This window comes from Limosilactobacillus equigenerosi DSM 18793 = JCM 14505, from assembly GCF_001311375.1.
Taxonomy (GTDB): domain Bacteria; phylum Bacillota; class Bacilli; order Lactobacillales; family Lactobacillaceae; genus Limosilactobacillus; species Limosilactobacillus equigenerosi.
In genome coordinates this window covers 170071-185342 of record NZ_BBAS01000001.1, presented here as the reverse complement: position 1 = coordinate 185342, position 15272 = coordinate 170071, and the positions used below count along the sequence as shown (strand labels likewise).

Here is a 15272-nt window from a genome sequence, read left to right as displayed (position 1 = left end):
TTAGAAAGCGAGCGAATTAAATGAAGATTGTATGTTACGGGGTGCGGCCAATTGAAGAGCTGTACTTCCACCGGTTAAATCAAGATAATTATGAATTGAAGTTAGTACCGGACTTCATGAATGATGAGAATGTGGCGGAAGCGCAAGGTATGGATGCCGTGTTGATTCGGGGAAACTGTGCTGCAACGGCGGATAACTTAGCGAAAATTGCTAGTTACGGGATTAAGTATGTCTTCACGCGGACGGTTGGCTTTAATCACATCGATTTAACGGCTGCCAAGGAACTTGGGCTCCAAATTGCGCGGGTCCCTAATTACTCTCCTTATGCCGTGGCAGAACTTGCCATGACCTTAGGAATGCAAATGTTCCGGTCAACGAGTACAGTCGTTGCGAATACGGCCGAAGGGAATTTCCGGGTGCTACCAAGTTACTTTAGTAAAGAAATCCATTCATCAACGGTCGGTATTGTTGGTGCGGGTAAAATTGGGATTGCTGAAGCTAAACTTTATCATGGAATGGGGGCCAAGGTCTTAGCCTACGATCCATTCCCTAATGATCGGTTCAAAGACATCGTTGAATTTGTTTCGTTAGAAGAATTATTGGACCAAAGTGACATTGTTTCTGTCCATGTGCCATATTTCCCAGGAAAAAATGAAAACATGTTTAATGCCGAATCGTTCAAGTTAATGAAGAATTCAGCGATCTTCGTTAATACGGCGCGGGGTGAATTAGTTGACCATCAAGCCGTGATCGAAGCGATTAAGCAAGGTGAAATTGCCGGGTATGCAGCGGACGTCTTCGTAGCGGAAAAAGACATTATGGGCAAGGAATTTGCGTCCATTAACGAGTTGCCAAATCCACAAGTGCAAGCCTTAGCAGCTCTTTATCCAAAGGTATTATTAACGCCACACGTCGGTTCATTTACGGAACCAGCGTTAGAGGATATGATCTCGATTAGTTTTAAAAACTTTGCGGACTCGTTTGCAACTGGCACGAACGCAAATGTAATTGAATAAACAATATTTAGCAACGTTAGGATAACTAGCGTTTTTTTTGATATAACTAGCTATGAAATTAAGTTCAGGCTGGTGTTTTAGTTGTTATTATTTGTTAAACTAGTAGGTGAATTAAAAGAAGAAACGAGGAATTGATGGATGGCAAATCGGGTTGCAGTTTTAGGAAGTTTAAATGTCGATACTACTTACCAAGTGGTTCGTTTCCCAGAACCAGGAGAAACCATTTCAGCACAACAACGCTCAAGTGCTCCAGGTGGTAAGGGGGCGAACCAAGCCGTTGCGGCCGCACGTTCGGGGGCGAAAACTTACTTTATCGGGGCTGTTGGAAACGACGATGAAGGTAAGTTAATGCGGCAATGTTTAGAAGATGAACGGATTTACACGGCGCATTTAACGACCGATATGAACCATGGAACGGGGACGGCCTTAATCACGTTAAATAGCGAAGGACAAAACGATATCATGGTTTATGGTGGGGCAAACCAAGCCATGACGGATGCCGTTTTAAATGGAACGGATCAAGTGTTTGAAGATATTGACTTCATGATTGCCCAATTCGAAACGCCACAAGCGGTAACGTTAGAAGCCTTTAAGCGGGCAAAAGCGCATGGCGTAATGACGATTCTAAATCCCGCGCCAGCTAGCGAAATTTTACCGGAATTGCTGCAATACGTAGACGTAATTATTCCAAATGAAACGGAAAGTGAAGTTTTAACAGGCATTAAGTTAACGGACCAAGCTTCGATGGACCAAATAGCGGATACTTTTCAACGCCAAGGGGTTAAGACAGTGATGATTACACTTGGTGAACGGGGTGTCTATTGTGCGAAGGGTGATGATCGACAAATTATTGAACCATTCTTAGTCAAAGCCGTTGACCCAACGGCCGCTGGTGATACGTTTATCGGCTCAATGACGAGTCAATTAAATCCTGACTTGAGCAATTTAGCTGAAGCGATTACGTATGCGCAACGGGCGTCAAGTTTAACCGTTCAAAAGTACGGAGCCATGCCTTCAATTCCAATGGGCTTTGAAGTTGAGGAAGCACTTAATAAATAGGTCGTGAGGCGGACATTAAAACCGCCGAACGTAGTTACTACCCAGGTCGTGAGCCACGCATTAGGGAAGCCGTGGCCTAACGTAGACAAGTCGTTGGCACTAGCTATGCTAGGGTCGGCGACTTTGTCATAGTTAGGCACTAGGCTTCCGCGTGGCGAGCGAAGTTACTAAGTTGCCGTAGAAGCCAATAATTAACCAAAGACGAGGACGTCCTCGTCTTTTTTGGTAGGAAAAATTGGCAAAAGTTATAAAAAGTTATAAAATAAATTCAAAGTTATAAAAAGTTATAAAAGAATGGGGTGCGAAGATGTCATCAAATCCATTTTCACTATCATTTGGTAAAAAGCCAGTGGAATATATTGAACGATTTGATTTAAAGCAAACCGTGTTAACGGATTTAATGTCCGCTAATCCAACTAGTAATGTCTTTATGTTTACGGGGGTGCGTGGATCCGGGAAAACGGTCATGTTAACGCAAATTAGTCGGGAATTGGCTACGGAAGATGATTGGATTGTAGTGGGGTTAAATCCAACGCGGGATATGCTCACGAGTTTATCCGCGAAATTATACGCGAAGCAGCCAGTGTATGCGTTGCTAGAAAATGCAGAAATTGATTTGTCGGCGTTTGGATTTGGCTTAAAAATTAAAAATCAACCTCCCGTAGTTGATATTGAAACGGTCTTGGAAATGATGTTTGAAAAACTGGCGCAAGCTGGGAAACGGGTTTTAATTACAGTTGATGATGTATCTAATCGGTTAACGGTGCAACAATTTATCAGTGCATTTCAAATGTTTATTCGTGATGAGGCGCCTCTGTACTTATTGATGACGGGTTTGTATGAGAATGTCAGCGATTTGCAGAACAGTAAAGATTTGACATTTTTATATCGAGCACCTAAATATTACATGACGCCGTTAAACTTAGGGGCAATGGCGCATTCGTATCAAACTAGTTTGCAGGTTACCCCGGCCTTAGCACAAGAAATGGCTAATCTCACGATGGGTTATCCGTTTGCCTATCAGGTGTTAGGATATTTAGTTTTCCAAACTCAAGCAACATCAATTGCGACCGTGTTACCACAATTCGATCAAATCATGCAAGAATTAGTCTATGAAAAAAATCTGGTCAGAACTCTCGGGCAATGATCGGAAAGTGATTACGGTGATAGCTCAAGGTGAATCGCGAGTGAAAGATATCAGGACCAAAGTTGGTTTTGATTCGAGTAAAATGAGTGTTTACCGCAAGCGGTTGTTAGAAAAAGGGATTGTGGTTAGTAATGAATATGGTCATTTGATTTTAGCTTTACCAAGGTTTGGGGAAATAGTGCGGTGATGACGAATTAGTCATAATAAAATGAGGTCGGGGAATAGAATTTCTCCGACCTCATTTTAATGGTAACTTTGATGCGTGGTTTGCGACCTGATTAGTAACTACGCTCGCCGAGCAAGCGACTAGGACTAACTGAAAACGAACTCCGACGTGTGCCACGTCAGAGCCCATTTCCAAGTTAGCCTAACGTCGCTTTTAACGCTCTGCTCACGACCTGAATGTAACTACGTTCGGCGGACAACCACCTAGTCATAACGCAAAACTGACGCCGACGGATATGCTATCCGCCAATGCCAGTTTCAACGTTATGATACGGCGGTTTTAATGTCCGCCTCACGACCTAATACTAACTACGCTCGCTCAGCAGCGCCTTAGGGCCTAACTCAAAATGACGCCGAACCTGGCGATGCCAGTTCCGACGCCATTTGTATCGTTACGCCAACAGGCGCTTTGATAGCTGAGCTCGCGACCTGGATTTCGCGACCTATTTTTTAACCACTACGACATCCGCTGCCGCATTTTTCATCACGTATGACGTGACGGATCCAACAATCCAGCGTTCAACTGCTGATAAGCCCGTTGAACCAATGACGACTAAATCGTTGTGGTGATCTTCAATGAAGTCATGGGCAATGACTTGCTTGGGATTACCAAACCGAATATGAATATCCACATCACTAACACCAGCGTCTAAGGCGGCTTGGCGTAAATCGTTTAATTGATCCGTCGTCGTCGTCACTAACGTTTGCGTTTGATCTTGGGATAAAGACATTGATGAAACAAGACCATCGCTAAATTGCGCGACTTGAATCACGTTTAATAAATCTAATTGGGCATGATAGGCCCGGGCTAATGAAATTGCTTGGGCAACAACACTTTCCGTGGCTTCGGAGCCGTCAACAGGGACTAAAATGCGCTTGTAATTCTTGATTTCCATGTATCTTTCCCTCCAACAAATAGATTGTGACTATTATAGCGTATTTAAAGCTTGATTTCATATCGATGGGAGTGATAAATTGAAAAGAAGGTAAAAATAAAGGAGCTTTTCCGATGAATCAAAATCAAAAGTTTGCGTTAGCTACGGGCGTGAGTTGGCTAATGGCGACCATCATTTTAGCATGATGACCACCCAACATGGCCAAGCAATGCCATGGTCACGCTTAGCAGTGGTTTTAATCTTAGCAGTGGTGGCCGTGGGAGCCCGTTATTTTAAGACGGTCTTAACCAGTTATGTGACCATGTTTGTGATGTTGTATTTAGGAGTGCTATCGCTGGGCGGAATCATTAATGTTACCCCACGTTGGACCGGCTTAGGGATTTTAATTCAAGGCTTGAGTTTAATTGGCGTGTTGGCTGCTGGGGCTGGATTAGTGATTGGTTTCCAAACGCGGACAGATGCACGACGGAATTGGTATCAAAAGAAGGATAAATAATGGAATTAACAGTGGCAGCCTATTTGGCCCAAATTGAAAATGAACAAGTTAAAGTAAAGGCGCAAGCAACTACTTTGGCGACAATTGAGCAATTAGCGACCTTAAACGAAGGTTTGACATGGTTGAGTGATCAATTGGCGAGTGGTTATTTAGCGCAAGTTAGTTGGCAAGTCACAATGCCTAAAGGTGAGGATGTTAACGTACGCTTAGAAACGAATTTGATTAATGTACCGATGGTTGAAGCGGCGCGACTTGACCCTAAGTTATTGGACAAAGAAGTTGCTTATCCCGTTCACGTTTACATGGTAATTGAAGGCCCGGAAGTAAATGCTTCTGGCTTGCGAATTGATGAATTAACTAATGCGGAAGCAGTCATGACGGATGCTACAGAAACCTCAGGTACGTTGCAGGCATGGGTGACCGAACATTTGGCGCAAGTTCAAAATAACCGTGAAGCTGAATAAGAACGTGGTATAATTAGTTTCAGATGAGTCGAGAGGTCGCCACCAGTCAGGATTGATTGGTTGGATGATTTTTCATTTGATGGCCCCAAATACCGACCGGATTGTTGGTGGGGTGGTTAAGGAGTTGTTGTGAACCGGCTGGCTTAACCTGCGATTAATTTAATCAAGACATCACGAAAAACCGTGTCCATTAACGTGGACACGGTTTTTTTTATTCGGCTAAATAGATTTGTTCATCAATCAGGTCAAAGCTATGTAAGGCGGCATTAACGGGTTGCAGGGCCGCAGGTTGACTTAATTTAGCAGTTTGCCAAAATGCTTGCGAGTTGGTAGCCCCTTGATATTCACCAATGACGAGGAACTTTAGCGTTGGATATGATTGGCGCAGTAAATTTAACACTGCTAAATCAATCGTTTCCCGATCCGGCGCCCAGGACATAATCACATACTCGACTTGATTAGCGAATTGATTAATGGCAGCAAGGGCATCGTAATTTTCGATGGTTGTGACCGGTTGTTTGCCGGTCGTATTAACTTGGGCCCACGATAAATCATCAGTGGCGATAATGGTTTGGGTCGGATTAAGACTGCGTAAACCTTTGGAGAGGTACCCAGAGCCGGCCATGATTTCTAGGACGGGGGCTCCGTGTAAGTAATGGCTTAGTTCGGTAATAAATTTAGTATTGGGGTAGGACCACATACCGTAAGTGGTTTCTAAATAGTCTCGGTATTCGCGCAATAATTTATCAACTTTTGGCAAGGCGGTCGTATATTGGTCCCAGAGTCGGTCGCCAGCTGGATCGCCAGGGGCATATTGGGCGTTAACGAGTTGGAAAATGGTATCTTGAATATCGTCTGGTAACATCATCTGTGGCACTGGTTGGGGAAGGAGCCCCTGTTTAATTAAATGATCATTGGCTAAGACTAAGTTAATTAAGTATTTGACGGGTGGAACTTGGTCAAAAAGTTTTGCATAGTGTTCCAATTGCTCAATATAGGGGGCTTTAGTGATAACTTGGCGGGCGTGTTTAACTTGTTTTTTGAGTTTTTTTAATTGCTTTGGATTCATAGGTCAAGGTTTAATTCTTCTTGTTGGGCATAGAAAGTAGCAGTTTCATCGCGATCAGTTTTACCTTTTAAGTAGCCAGTAATTAATTGAAAAATTTCATAGCGATCTTGACTATCAAGGGTCGTGTCGTTAAATTTTAAATCACCATTAGCGAAGAATAATTTAGCTAAATCACGTTCATCGTGATCGGTGCGACCGGTTAAGTAGTCAAGGCTGACATCGAAAAATTCGGCTAATTTGCGAGCTTCGACATAGCTAGGCGTTCGAATCCCGCGTTCCCAATTCCCGATTTGTGAGGGGGTATTCGGTTTTTCCCCGGGGCCTAAGTGGCGGTTTAATTCATCGGCTAACCCTCGTAAGGTGATTTGGCGACCGCGGCGGAGGGCCCGTAAGCGTTCTGGAAACATGGTTGGTTACCTCTCAAAGTTATTTATTATTAATTATAACACGCTCCGTGGCGAGCTAAGATATATCAACAAACCCCTTTAAAAATAAACTATGGTTATTTCGTGAAAGCGCTTGCAACGAAGGCGGTGTGCTCGTTATACTACGAGTGAAATGAATATTAGAGGGGGACAAAACGAATGTTTAAATTTTTACAACCGGCGCCGGATGCGACGACGAAAGTACCAGCGGGGAAAGTTAAGACGAGTTATTTGTGGCATCAAACGGGCGTCTTATTATCACTGTGTATTGGTTATATTGGCTACTACATCATTCGCTTGATTTTCACCACTGAACAAAATGATATTATGCATGCCTATGGGTATTCAACGGCGCAAATTGGATTGATTTTATCCTGTTTTGGGATTGGATATGGGATTTCCAAGCTCTTCATGGGGGCGTTAAGTGATAAAGCGAATACGATTCGTTATTTAGCTACCGGGTTGATTATTTCGGCGCTTTTAAACGTGGGCTTAGGGGCGACGAAGAATTTCTACGTCATGATGATTTTGATGCTCGTGATGTCAATTGCCCAAGGGATGGGCGCGGCCGCTTGTCAACGGACCATCCAACTTTGGTGGGGAAAACGGTGGCGTGGAACGGTTTACTCAATTTGGTCATCGGCGCATAATGCGGGGGCCTTTGCTTGTGTGGCTGTTGTTCAATTAGCAACGTTTTTATTTGCGGGCTCAATTCAAGCGGTCTTCTATGCCGCCTCAGTAATTTCATTAATAATTGCGGCCTTTGTTTTGTGGGCGGGGTCAGAACGTCCAGCCGCGGTTGGATTACCAAGTATTGCTGAATACACGGGGGACAAAATTGTTCTCGATGGTGGTGAAACGTCAGCTAATGATTTAACAGATTTAAGTTTAGGTCAAGTTTTCGTGCGCTACATATTAAAGAATCCACTAGTTTGGGCGATTACCTTAACTTCAATGTCATTGTACTTGGTGCGGTATGGGATTATGTCGTGGATTCCGAGTTATTTAGTCCAATCCAAAGGCTTTGATGCTAGTTTTGCGAAGTGGTTAGTCGGGATTTTTGAATTAGCTGCTGTCCCCGGGGTGATTTTAATGGGGGCGATTTCAGACTTTTTGAAAGATCGGCGAGCGCTCGTTTGTTTAGCCTGTGTGCTTGGGTTAATTGTTTGTTTAACGGGTTACTTCTTTAGTACGAGTCATGCGGTTATTGTGACGGTACTATTCATTATGGGGACCTTAATTTATGCTCCATTGACGCTAGTTGGGTTAATGGTTAATGAAGCCGTGCCAAAGTTTGCGGTTGGTTCGTCGACTGGATTCATGGGCTTCTTCCAATACATTTTCGGGGAAACCTTAGCAACGGCCTTAATTGGGATTTTAGTCGCTCATTATGGCTGGGTGGCAAGTAATACCATTTTGTACGGCGCCTGTGGCTTATCCGTCTTATTACTGATTTACATTATGTGGGCGGAAGCCCGGATGAAGCGACAAGCGCAGGCTTAAATTAAGTTTATCTTTATGGCAGGTCAGCCCAGAATTGGTAGCTGGCCTGTTTTTTTCGTGCTTATAATCTTTAGTTTGAAGAATGCTCGGCTTTATTTTATTAACCCATTTTCTCCGATAACTTTTAATTGTAACCGCTTTGGTAAATTACTTTCATAATTCTTAGATTTTCGTTATAGTTAATTTATTGATTTAATTTTAATTTAATTAAGTCCTAATCATAAAAAACGGAGGTAAAGAGAAAATGCACATTATAAAATTAACTGCCTACCAAGCGGTTGGTGTGGCGGCAGTGGTTTTACTGGTTGGACGTTGGCTGACATTGCGGTGGCCGATTTTACAGAAGTATTGTATTCCGGCACCCGTGGTGGGGGGATTTATCTTTTCCCTTTTGAATTTAGTTGGTTATGCCACGCATCTAGGGTATATCACGTTTGATGCGACGTTTCAGACGTTCTTTATGACCGTTTTTTATTGTACAGTTGGGGCAACGGCGTCCTTTAAGCAATTAGGGCGCGGGGGCAAGCAGGTTTTAGTTTTCCTCGTGATTGTCTGCTTATTGTGTGTCGGTCAAAACTTAGTTGGGGCTTCCTTGGCTAAGGTATTTGGGTTGAATGCTAAGTTAGGGTTAGCGATGGGCTCAATTCCAATGGTCGGGGGAACGGGAACGGCTGGTTCATTTGGTCCCGTGCTTGAAGCCAATGGGGTCGCCGGAGCAACGACGTCGCGATTGCGGCCGCGACGTTTGGGTTAGTGGCTGGATCAGCCATCGGGGGGCCATTAGCCTTCCGCCGGATTAATAAATTACATTTAAAGCCCGAAAAAATGACCTTTGAAGAAGAAGCATTGAATGAAGAAGTAACGCGGTATCAACGCGATGTTGACGATAATGACTCGAATGAACGGTCAGTCTTAACGTATGCAGCGGCCCGGGAAGAAGCCAAGCGCCCTTCAATTAACCAAGAACGGTTTATGTTAGCGGCGATTTGGATTGCCGTGGCGGTCGGCGCTGGGACGTTAATTTATAACTTCTTCTTAAAAGTTGGGATTACATTCCCATCTTATATTGGGGCGATGTTATTAGCATCCGTAATGCGGAATGTCGGGGATCATTTTGAAGCTTTATCATTTCCGCATGAAGAAATTGATACGCTTGGTCACATTTCGTTGAATTTATTTTTAGCGATGGCCTTAATGAGTATGCAATTATGGCTCTTGGCTGATCTGGCCTTACCAATGGTTGTCATCTTATTAGCGGAAGGGATCTTAACTGCCGCCGTTGCATACTATGTAGTTTTCCATTTTATGGGGGGCGATTACGAAGCCGCTTGTTTCACGACGGCAACGACTGGTTTTGGGATGGGGGCCACGCCGAATGCGATGGCCAACATTGCCGCCGTCAACGAAAAATTTGGTCCGTCACCGAATGCTTTGTTTGTGGTTCCGTTAGTCGGGGCACTCTTTATTGACTTCTGTAACAGTTTGATTATCACTAGTTTTATTAATATCTTGTAGTTAAAAGGCTCGGCGCTAAATTGATAGTGCCGAGCCTGTTTTTTTAAATGATGTAACTAATGATAATTAAGAGATTGCCACCAAGTAAGAGGAGCCAATCTTTCGTCGTCCAACGAGCTTGCGACCGCTGTTGATCAATGACCACGGGGTTAAATCCCCGGGATTCCATTGCTTGGGCAAGTTGATCGGACCAATTAATGGCCGCTAAAATAGCTTTAAAATATAAGGCTGGTGACCATAAGTGGAAGGTCACGCCACGTAGTTGACCGGCCAAGCGGATCCGTTGTAATTCACCGTTAATTTTGGGAAAAATGTTGATGGCGGCTAAGGTTCCGTAACTAAGGGTGGCGGGAAGTTTTAATTCAACTTGAAAGGTATTCAGCAATGCTTGCGGGGAGCGTTGCGCAAAAAGGAGCGCACTCGTTCCAATGTACAGGTAAAGCCGACTAACTAATACCAGGGCCGCCGTTAAATCATGGGAACCAAAGTAATAGACGCTAACGAATAATGCCAGGGCCGGGATAAGGGGGATTAAGGATAATTTAATTAGTGATTTCCAGGGTAATCGGCGGATGAACAAGGCCCCAATAATGACCAGCAGCCAACCTAGGTTCGTCGTTAGTTGATGAGTGAAGGTTACGATGAGGGCCAACATCAAGACCCAACTAAATTGTAGACTGAGTTTCATAAGTTAACTCCTCCGTAAACGACCATTGTTGTTGATGAAGTGTTAAGTGATAATCAGCAATTGGAATCACGGGGGCGATCCGATGGCTGATAATAATGATGGTCATTTTGGTTAATTGTTGCCACGTTTGAATTAAATTGGCAATTTGTTGCGCAATGGCGGGATCCAAGCTACGAATGGTTCGTCTAAAAATAATAGTGGTGGGGCTAAAATCAGCAGACTAAGAATTTGGACGATTTTTGTTGCCCACCACTCAAGGTATAGACAGAGCGGTCGAGTAATTCAGTCAGGCGTAATTGTTGTAAAATATCGGCTTGGTGTGCTTGCCAAAGCGTTGGTTGGTGACTGTGTTTCAGACTCACTGCCAATTCTTGGGCGACGGTAATTTGGATGAATTGGTCGGCGGCTTGTTGAAAGCCCCAACCGAGCTGGTAAGTTAGTCGTTTCCGTCGCCATTTGGTTAGGTCATGCCCTTGGAAATTCAACTGCCCGGTATAAGGAATTAACTGAAAACACGCTTTTAAGAAACTTGTTTTTCCACTCCCAGACGGGCCGGTTAAAAGAGTAATAGCGTGGCTTGGCAAGGAAAAAGATTGATGTTCATATAAGGTTTGCGAACTAGTTTGAATGGTCAAATCAGTGGCCGTTAATGATTCGTTACCAGTGGGGAGGGAAAAGGTCGCCGTATCAAGTTGCGGATGCAGGCAAGCATTTGTTTCGGCCGGGGTCAGTTTACGAAAATTAGTGGCCTGGAGCTCATAAACGTTGGGGTGCAAAGCCTGGTAAATCGCTGGTTCGTGGTCGGCGATAATAATGGTGAGGCCCGCTTGCTGTAAGGTTTGGAGTTGCTGGATAATTTGCGTTTGATGGGAAACGTCCAAGCTAGCGAGGGCTTCATCTAGCAATAAAATTTTGGGTTGCATAGCCATGGCCGTTGCAAGGGCAACTAGTTGTTGTTCCCCTCCTGATAAAGTGGTGAACGGTTGATCCAAATGGTTTGTGAGCCCGAATTTAGTCGCTAAGGTGGTAATTTGCTCCGCTTGTTGGGAAGGCGGGACCCCCTGATTCATGAGGACAAAGTTCAGTTCATGGCGGGGTGTATCCATGGTAAATTGTAAGCCGGGATGTTGAAAAACCATTGCGACGTGGTCGTTCCCGGTAATGGTGCCCGTTAATTGACCGCGATATTTAGGATATAAGTTGGCAATGATTTTTAAGAAGGTTGATTTACCAGCCCCTGAATTCCCGATAATCAAATGTGTTTGGCCACTAGCAAATTCAATCGGTGGTAATTGTAAAATGGTTCGCTGGCGGTCAGTAAAGGTTAAATTAGTTAATTGAATTGTCATAATTAATTACTTAAAACTTGGCTGTTAGTGAGCATTTTTGAATGGCATGAATTAGGAAACCATCAAAAATCAGAATTGACAAGAAGCGGATGATTAACATTCCCAGCACGGTAGTTGGGTTAAATTGATTATAGCCATTTTTAAACCAATCCCAAGCAAAGGTGGCAATGGTTAACGTAACACAATTGAGAAGTAAGCCACGCCAATCAAAGGCTTTATAGGCGGTGATGGCAAAGCCGGCTTCACTACCTATCCTTGAATTAGGCCTGAGATTAGATTAGCGGCGCCCCATTGACCACCAAAAATCATTTCGACAAAGGCACTCATGAATTCACCAATGAAAGCGGCGCCGGCCCGTTGGAGTAAAATGGCGGCCAGTGGTCCGGCCATACACCAGAGACCAATGGTTAAATCGTTGGCGGCCGGTCCCCAACCGATGGGCGTTAAGATGATGGTGGCGAAATTATAAACAAAGCCGAAGCCCCAATACAATGCCCCGAAAATTAAACTTAAAATGGCTAATAAAATCACGTCGCGTAACGAAAAAGTTGGTTTTTGCATTCGTAAATACCTCCTTGAAATTGTAATCAAAAAAAACCCGTTACGCTCGTGGTTAAGCATAACGGGTTCGATCAATTATCATTAAGTTGATAAACTAACACGAATGGCTAGTGATGTGATCTCCCTTCGCTGGTCCTAACCAGAGCAGGTTCGATGGGTACTTCTCAGCCCAATGGCGCCCCAGATCGATAAACTTTTCGTAATGATTATAGCATTAAATTAGTGTTGTGCAAATAACTTCGTTAAGTAATCCATGAAAGTAGCTAAGTAACGGTCCTTATCAACGGTTACGGCGACCTTAGTGTTCGGGTTTGGATCGTTTAAGCGATTCTTGTCCCCAATTGTCCGTGCGTAGTTATGTTCATCGTAAATGACCTTCATGAAAAGACTAATCGTTTGGACAAAACTTGGATCAAGGCTAACCCCAACGGCGAGTGGATCGTGCAAGGCACAACCATTTTTATCGATGTCTAAGTTGTAGTAAGCATCGATGTAGAAGTCGGTTAAGTCGGCGTAAGCAATCCCAGCTTTTGTGCCAAGGGCGCGCCACTTAGCGGTTTCTTGCTTTGTTAAGAGCGTCCGCAGGGTTACATCAAGGCCGACCATCGTTAATGGTAAGTCACTAGTTAAGACGGCGTTGGCTGCTTCGGCATCTTGGTTGATGTTAGCTTCGGCAACATCGGTTACATTTCCTTCGACGGTTAACGCACCACCCATGAAGGTAACGTTACCAATTAAGTGGGCAATTTCGGGGTCCTTGGCTAACGCTGCCGCTAAGTTGGTCATTGGACCAGTTGGGATAATGATTAAATCTTCACCATATTGGTGGGCCGCTTCGATGTAGAAATCAACCCCGGACATCGTTTCTAATTCACGTTGCGGAGTTGGTAAGTCAATATCCCCAATCCCATTGTTACCGTGAATGTCTAATGAAACTTGCATCACGTCAAAGTGATCAGTTGTGCTGGAATGAGGAAGTCCCTTGTAAACCGGAATATCAGGCCGACCTAATAATTCTAATAATTTAAGACTGTTTTCCGCACAAACATCTAAGACGTTGTTCCCATAGGAAGCGACAATCCCGATTAAATCAACATCGGGAGCAGCTAACGCATATGCAATCGCTAATGCGTCATCAACACCAGTATCTAAATCTAAAATTATCTTTTTCGTTGCCATAAAGATTGAACTCCTTTCAAAAGCTCCATTAATAACTAGCACCCCTTAATTATACGCTATGCTGTGGTAAGATAGAGGGGTGAATTTAAAAAGGGGACAAGAAAAAAATGGAAATATATGATATAACAATTATTGGTGGCGGTCCGGTCGGGATGTTTGCGGCCTTTTACTGTGGATTACACCAATTAAAGGCGCAATTAATTGAAGCGTTACCTGAATTAGGGGGCCAACCGCAAGCACTGTATCCGGAAAAACAAATTTGGGATGTAGCTGGGTTACCAGGCGTGACTGGCCGGGAATTAACGGAACATTTGCAAGCGCAATTACAAGTGGCACCGGTTGAAGTGGTTACCGGTCAAACAGTGACAAATGTCCGGAAGGTGGCGGAACAATTATTTGAAATTACCACTGCCCATGGTGTTACGCAAACGAAACAGGTTTTGATTACGTTAGGCAATGGTTCTTTTCAACCACGACCATTGAAAATTCCGGGTATTGAGACGTTAAGTGATGAACAATTAACTTACTTTGTCGGCGAAAAGGCCAGTTATCAAAACCAACGCGTGGCCGTTTTAGGTGGTGGTAACTCAGCGATAGATTTGGCCTTGATGTTAAACCCGGTCGCCAAGTCAGTGGACCTAATCCATCGTCGCGAAACTTTCCGGGCGTTACCACATTCAGTGGCCTTGTTAAATGAATCAACGGTCCGGCAACAGACGCCATATTTACCAGCGAGCGTCGTGGTTAATGATCACAATGAAGTTGAATTGACCCTCAAGAAAATGCGCAGTGATGAAACGAAAAGCTTAACGGTTGATCGCGTTTTGGTTAATTATGGATTTACTTCGAATAATCAGTTAGGCGATTGGGATGTTGCTTTAAACTTAGACCACCAAAAACTAGTAGTCGACCAACAAGGACAAACCAGCCAAGCAGGCATTTATGCGGCGGGGGATTGTGTGACGTATCCATCGCGAGCGCATTTAATGGCGACCGGGTTCGGTGAAGCTGTGACCGCAATTAATGCGATGACGAAAACAATTTATCCTGATCGTTCGTTGGCGATGCATAGTTCATCGATGAAAATTAGGTCGTGAGCCACGCATTAAGGGATCATTTTAAGAATAATTAACTAGTTAAAACAAAAAAAACTGCATCAAATGATGCAGTTTTTTAAGGCCTAATTAGTGGTTCGCATATACGGCGGCTTCGGCTGTAAACCCGTGGGTCTTGAGCACTTGCCAAACAACTTCACGAATTTCACTAACTCGGTGAAGGCTCAGACGCACGATAACATCTTCAATTTGTTGAATCAAAAAAGCCGCTTCCGCTTGTAAATGCAGATAGTTCATGGTTAAGCGTAACCGCATTTCCGAAAAGGGCTCAACTTGGCCCGTTTTAGTTTCAACTTGCCAATCAGCTAATTGGCGCCAATTATTGATTACTTCTTCTTGCGTCATCGTGCATCCTCCAATCATATTTTCAATGATTATAGTATACCGATTTCCACCGTCAAACACAAGATATAGGGGTGGATTTCATTAAAAATACTAGATATAGTGGTACAAATTAGTCGTTTACACGTAACGTGGTGTTGGCGTTTTGACAGCATTTTAATCATTTCTTGTAAAAAGTTCTGTTATCATTTCATAAATCGTTAATGCTAATACAAAGTAGAAA

16 protein-coding genes, 2 pseudogenes and 1 riboswitch are annotated in these 15272 nt (G+C 43.8%); of the genes and pseudogenes, 9 read left to right on the top strand and 9 right to left on the bottom strand.

The window, feature by feature from the left end; all coding sequences use genetic code 11:
* Positions 1-20 precede the first annotated feature (20 nt).
* The 4 genes from JCM14505_RS00955 (at position 21) to JCM14505_RS08860 (ending at position 3409) form a co-directional block, all read left to right on the top strand.
* Positions 21-1016: an NAD(P)-dependent oxidoreductase gene (locus JCM14505_RS00955; RefSeq protein WP_054652230.1), complete on the top strand. Its 996-nt coding sequence runs from the start codon at positions 21-23 to the stop codon at positions 1014-1016.
* Positions 1017-1154: 138 nt separating this feature from the next.
* Complete coding sequence (gene rbsK, locus JCM14505_RS00950) at positions 1155-2075, top strand: ribokinase (RefSeq protein ID WP_054652228.1); 921 nt, start codon at positions 1155-1157, stop codon at positions 2073-2075.
* Positions 2076-2382: 307 nt separating this feature from the next.
* Entirely contained in the window at positions 2383-3222 is an 840-nt protein-coding gene (locus JCM14505_RS00945) for a P-loop NTPase family protein (RefSeq protein WP_082405575.1), read from the top strand.
* On the top strand, positions 3188-3409 hold the full coding sequence (locus JCM14505_RS08860) for a DUF8462 domain-containing protein (protein WP_500778347.1): 222 nt from the start codon (positions 3188-3190) through the stop codon (positions 3407-3409). Before JCM14505_RS00945 ends, JCM14505_RS08860 begins: the two co-directional genes overlap by 35 nt.
* Positions 3410-3890: 481 nt before the next feature.
* On the opposite strand, the gene JCM14505_RS00940 is transcribed toward JCM14505_RS08860, so the two are convergent.
* Positions 3891-4343, bottom strand: a complete 453-nt coding sequence (locus JCM14505_RS00940; RefSeq protein WP_054652226.1) for a universal stress protein — start codon at positions 4341-4343, stop codon at positions 3891-3893.
* A gap of 181 nt (positions 4344-4524) precedes the next feature.
* On the opposite strand from JCM14505_RS00940, the gene JCM14505_RS00935 reads away from it, so the two are divergent.
* The gene (locus JCM14505_RS00935; protein WP_054652223.1) at positions 4525-4839 is read left to right on the top strand and encodes a hypothetical protein; all 315 of its coding nucleotides are present in this window, start codon (positions 4525-4527) and stop codon (positions 4837-4839) included.
* Positions 4839-5303 carry a hypothetical protein gene (locus JCM14505_RS00930; RefSeq protein WP_054652221.1) on the top strand — a complete coding sequence of 155 codons (465 nt, stop codon included), beginning with the start codon at positions 4839-4841 and terminating at the stop codon, positions 5301-5303. The genes JCM14505_RS00935 and JCM14505_RS00930 overlap by 1 nt, the downstream gene beginning before the upstream one ends.
* A gap of 211 nt (positions 5304-5514) precedes the next feature.
* Here JCM14505_RS00930 and JCM14505_RS00925 read toward each other — a convergent pair whose 3' ends face one another.
* Positions 5515-6372, bottom strand: a complete 858-nt coding sequence (locus JCM14505_RS00925; RefSeq protein WP_054652219.1) for a hypothetical protein — start codon at positions 6370-6372, stop codon at positions 5515-5517.
* Positions 6369-6779: a helix-turn-helix domain-containing protein gene (locus tag JCM14505_RS00920; protein WP_054652217.1), complete on the bottom strand. Its 411-nt coding sequence runs from the start codon at positions 6777-6779 to the stop codon at positions 6369-6371. Before JCM14505_RS00920 ends, JCM14505_RS00925 begins: the two co-directional genes overlap by 4 nt.
* 177 nt (positions 6780-6956) lie before the next feature.
* On the opposite strand from JCM14505_RS00920, the gene JCM14505_RS00915 reads away from it, so the two are divergent.
* On the top strand, positions 6957-8300 hold the full coding sequence (locus tag JCM14505_RS00915) for an MFS transporter (RefSeq protein ID WP_054652215.1): 1344 nt from the start codon (positions 6957-6959) through the stop codon (positions 8298-8300).
* Positions 8301-8544: 244 nt separating this feature from the next.
* Positions 8545-9815 (top strand): annotated as a pseudogene (locus tag JCM14505_RS10245) (sodium/glutamate symporter).
* Between the two features lie 43 nt (positions 9816-9858).
* Here the strand turns inward: JCM14505_RS10245 and JCM14505_RS00905 are convergent.
* The 5 genes and pseudogenes from JCM14505_RS00905 to JCM14505_RS00885 form a co-directional block, all read right to left on the bottom strand.
* Entirely contained in the window at positions 9859-10503 is a 645-nt protein-coding gene (locus JCM14505_RS00905; protein ID WP_054652214.1) for an energy-coupling factor transporter transmembrane component T family protein, read from the bottom strand.
* Positions 10481-10672, bottom strand: coding sequence for a P-loop NTPase family protein (locus JCM14505_RS00900; RefSeq protein ID WP_054652212.1), 192 nt, complete (start codon positions 10670-10672; stop codon positions 10481-10483). Before JCM14505_RS00900 ends, JCM14505_RS00905 begins: the two co-directional genes overlap by 23 nt.
* 43 nt (positions 10673-10715) lie before the next feature.
* Entirely contained in the window at positions 10716-11852 is a 1137-nt protein-coding gene (locus JCM14505_RS00895) for an ATP-binding cassette domain-containing protein (RefSeq protein ID WP_054652210.1), read from the bottom strand.
* A 10-nt stretch (positions 11853-11862) separates the two neighbouring features.
* Positions 11863-12413: pseudogene (locus JCM14505_RS00890) on the bottom strand (ECF transporter S component).
* A gap of 104 nt (positions 12414-12517) precedes the next feature.
* A riboswitch (TPP riboswitch) is annotated at positions 12518-12606 on the bottom strand.
* Between the two features lie 26 nt (positions 12607-12632).
* A complete protein-coding gene (locus JCM14505_RS00885) occupies positions 12633-13592 on the bottom strand; it encodes a nucleoside hydrolase (RefSeq protein WP_054652207.1) in 960 nt (319 codons plus the stop codon).
* A gap of 107 nt (positions 13593-13699) precedes the next feature.
* On the opposite strand from JCM14505_RS00885, the gene JCM14505_RS00880 reads away from it, so the two are divergent.
* Positions 13700-14689, top strand: a complete 990-nt coding sequence (locus JCM14505_RS00880) for an NAD(P)/FAD-dependent oxidoreductase (RefSeq protein WP_054652205.1) — start codon at positions 13700-13702, stop codon at positions 14687-14689.
* An 87-nt stretch (positions 14690-14776) separates the two neighbouring features.
* Here JCM14505_RS00880 and JCM14505_RS00875 read toward each other — a convergent pair whose 3' ends face one another.
* A complete protein-coding gene (locus JCM14505_RS00875) occupies positions 14777-15052 on the bottom strand; it encodes a hypothetical protein (protein WP_054652203.1) in 276 nt (91 codons plus the stop codon).
* Between the last annotated feature and the right edge of the window lie 220 nt (positions 15053-15272).

Bases quoted from the DNA above. Each gene is read 5' to 3' on its own strand.
- JCM14505_RS00930 (WP_054652221.1), top strand. From the start codon at position 4,839: ATGGAATTAACAGTGGCAGCCTATTTGGCCCAAATTGAAAATGAACAA.
- JCM14505_RS00945 (WP_082405575.1), top strand. From the start codon at position 2,383: ATGTCATCAAATCCATTTTCACTATCATTTGGTAAAAAGCCAGTGGAA.
- JCM14505_RS00880 (WP_054652205.1), top strand. From the start codon at position 13,700: ATGGAAATATATGATATAACAATTATTGGTGGCGGTCCGGTCGGGATG.
- JCM14505_RS00940 (WP_054652226.1), bottom strand. From the start codon at position 4,343: ATGGAAATCAAGAATTACAAGCGCATTTTAGTCCCTGTTGACGGCTCC.
- JCM14505_RS08860 (WP_500778347.1), top strand. From the start codon at position 3,188: ATGAAAAAAATCTGGTCAGAACTCTCGGGCAATGATCGGAAAGTGATT.
- JCM14505_RS00955 (WP_054652230.1), top strand. From the start codon at position 21: ATGAAGATTGTATGTTACGGGGTGCGGCCAATTGAAGAGCTGTACTTC.
- JCM14505_RS00925 (WP_054652219.1), bottom strand. From the start codon at position 6,372: ATGAATCCAAAGCAATTAAAAAAACTCAAAAAACAAGTTAAACACGCC.
- JCM14505_RS00905 (WP_054652214.1), bottom strand. From the start codon at position 10,503: ATGAAACTCAGTCTACAATTTAGTTGGGTCTTGATGTTGGCCCTCATC.
- JCM14505_RS00885 (WP_054652207.1), bottom strand. From the start codon at position 13,592: ATGGCAACGAAAAAGATAATTTTAGATTTAGATACTGGTGTTGATGAC.
- JCM14505_RS00895 (WP_054652210.1), bottom strand. From the start codon at position 11,852: ATGACAATTCAATTAACTAATTTAACCTTTACTGACCGCCAGCGAACC.
- JCM14505_RS00915 (WP_054652215.1), top strand. From the start codon at position 6,957: ATGTTTAAATTTTTACAACCGGCGCCGGATGCGACGACGAAAGTACCA.
- JCM14505_RS00935 (WP_054652223.1), top strand. From the start codon at position 4,525: ATGATGACCACCCAACATGGCCAAGCAATGCCATGGTCACGCTTAGCA.
- JCM14505_RS00920 (WP_054652217.1), bottom strand. From the start codon at position 6,779: ATGTTTCCAGAACGCTTACGGGCCCTCCGCCGCGGTCGCCAAATCACC.
- JCM14505_RS00875 (WP_054652203.1), bottom strand. From the start codon at position 15,052: ATGACGCAAGAAGAAGTAATCAATAATTGGCGCCAATTAGCTGATTGG.
- rbsK (WP_054652228.1), top strand. From the start codon at position 1,155: ATGGCAAATCGGGTTGCAGTTTTAGGAAGTTTAAATGTCGATACTACT.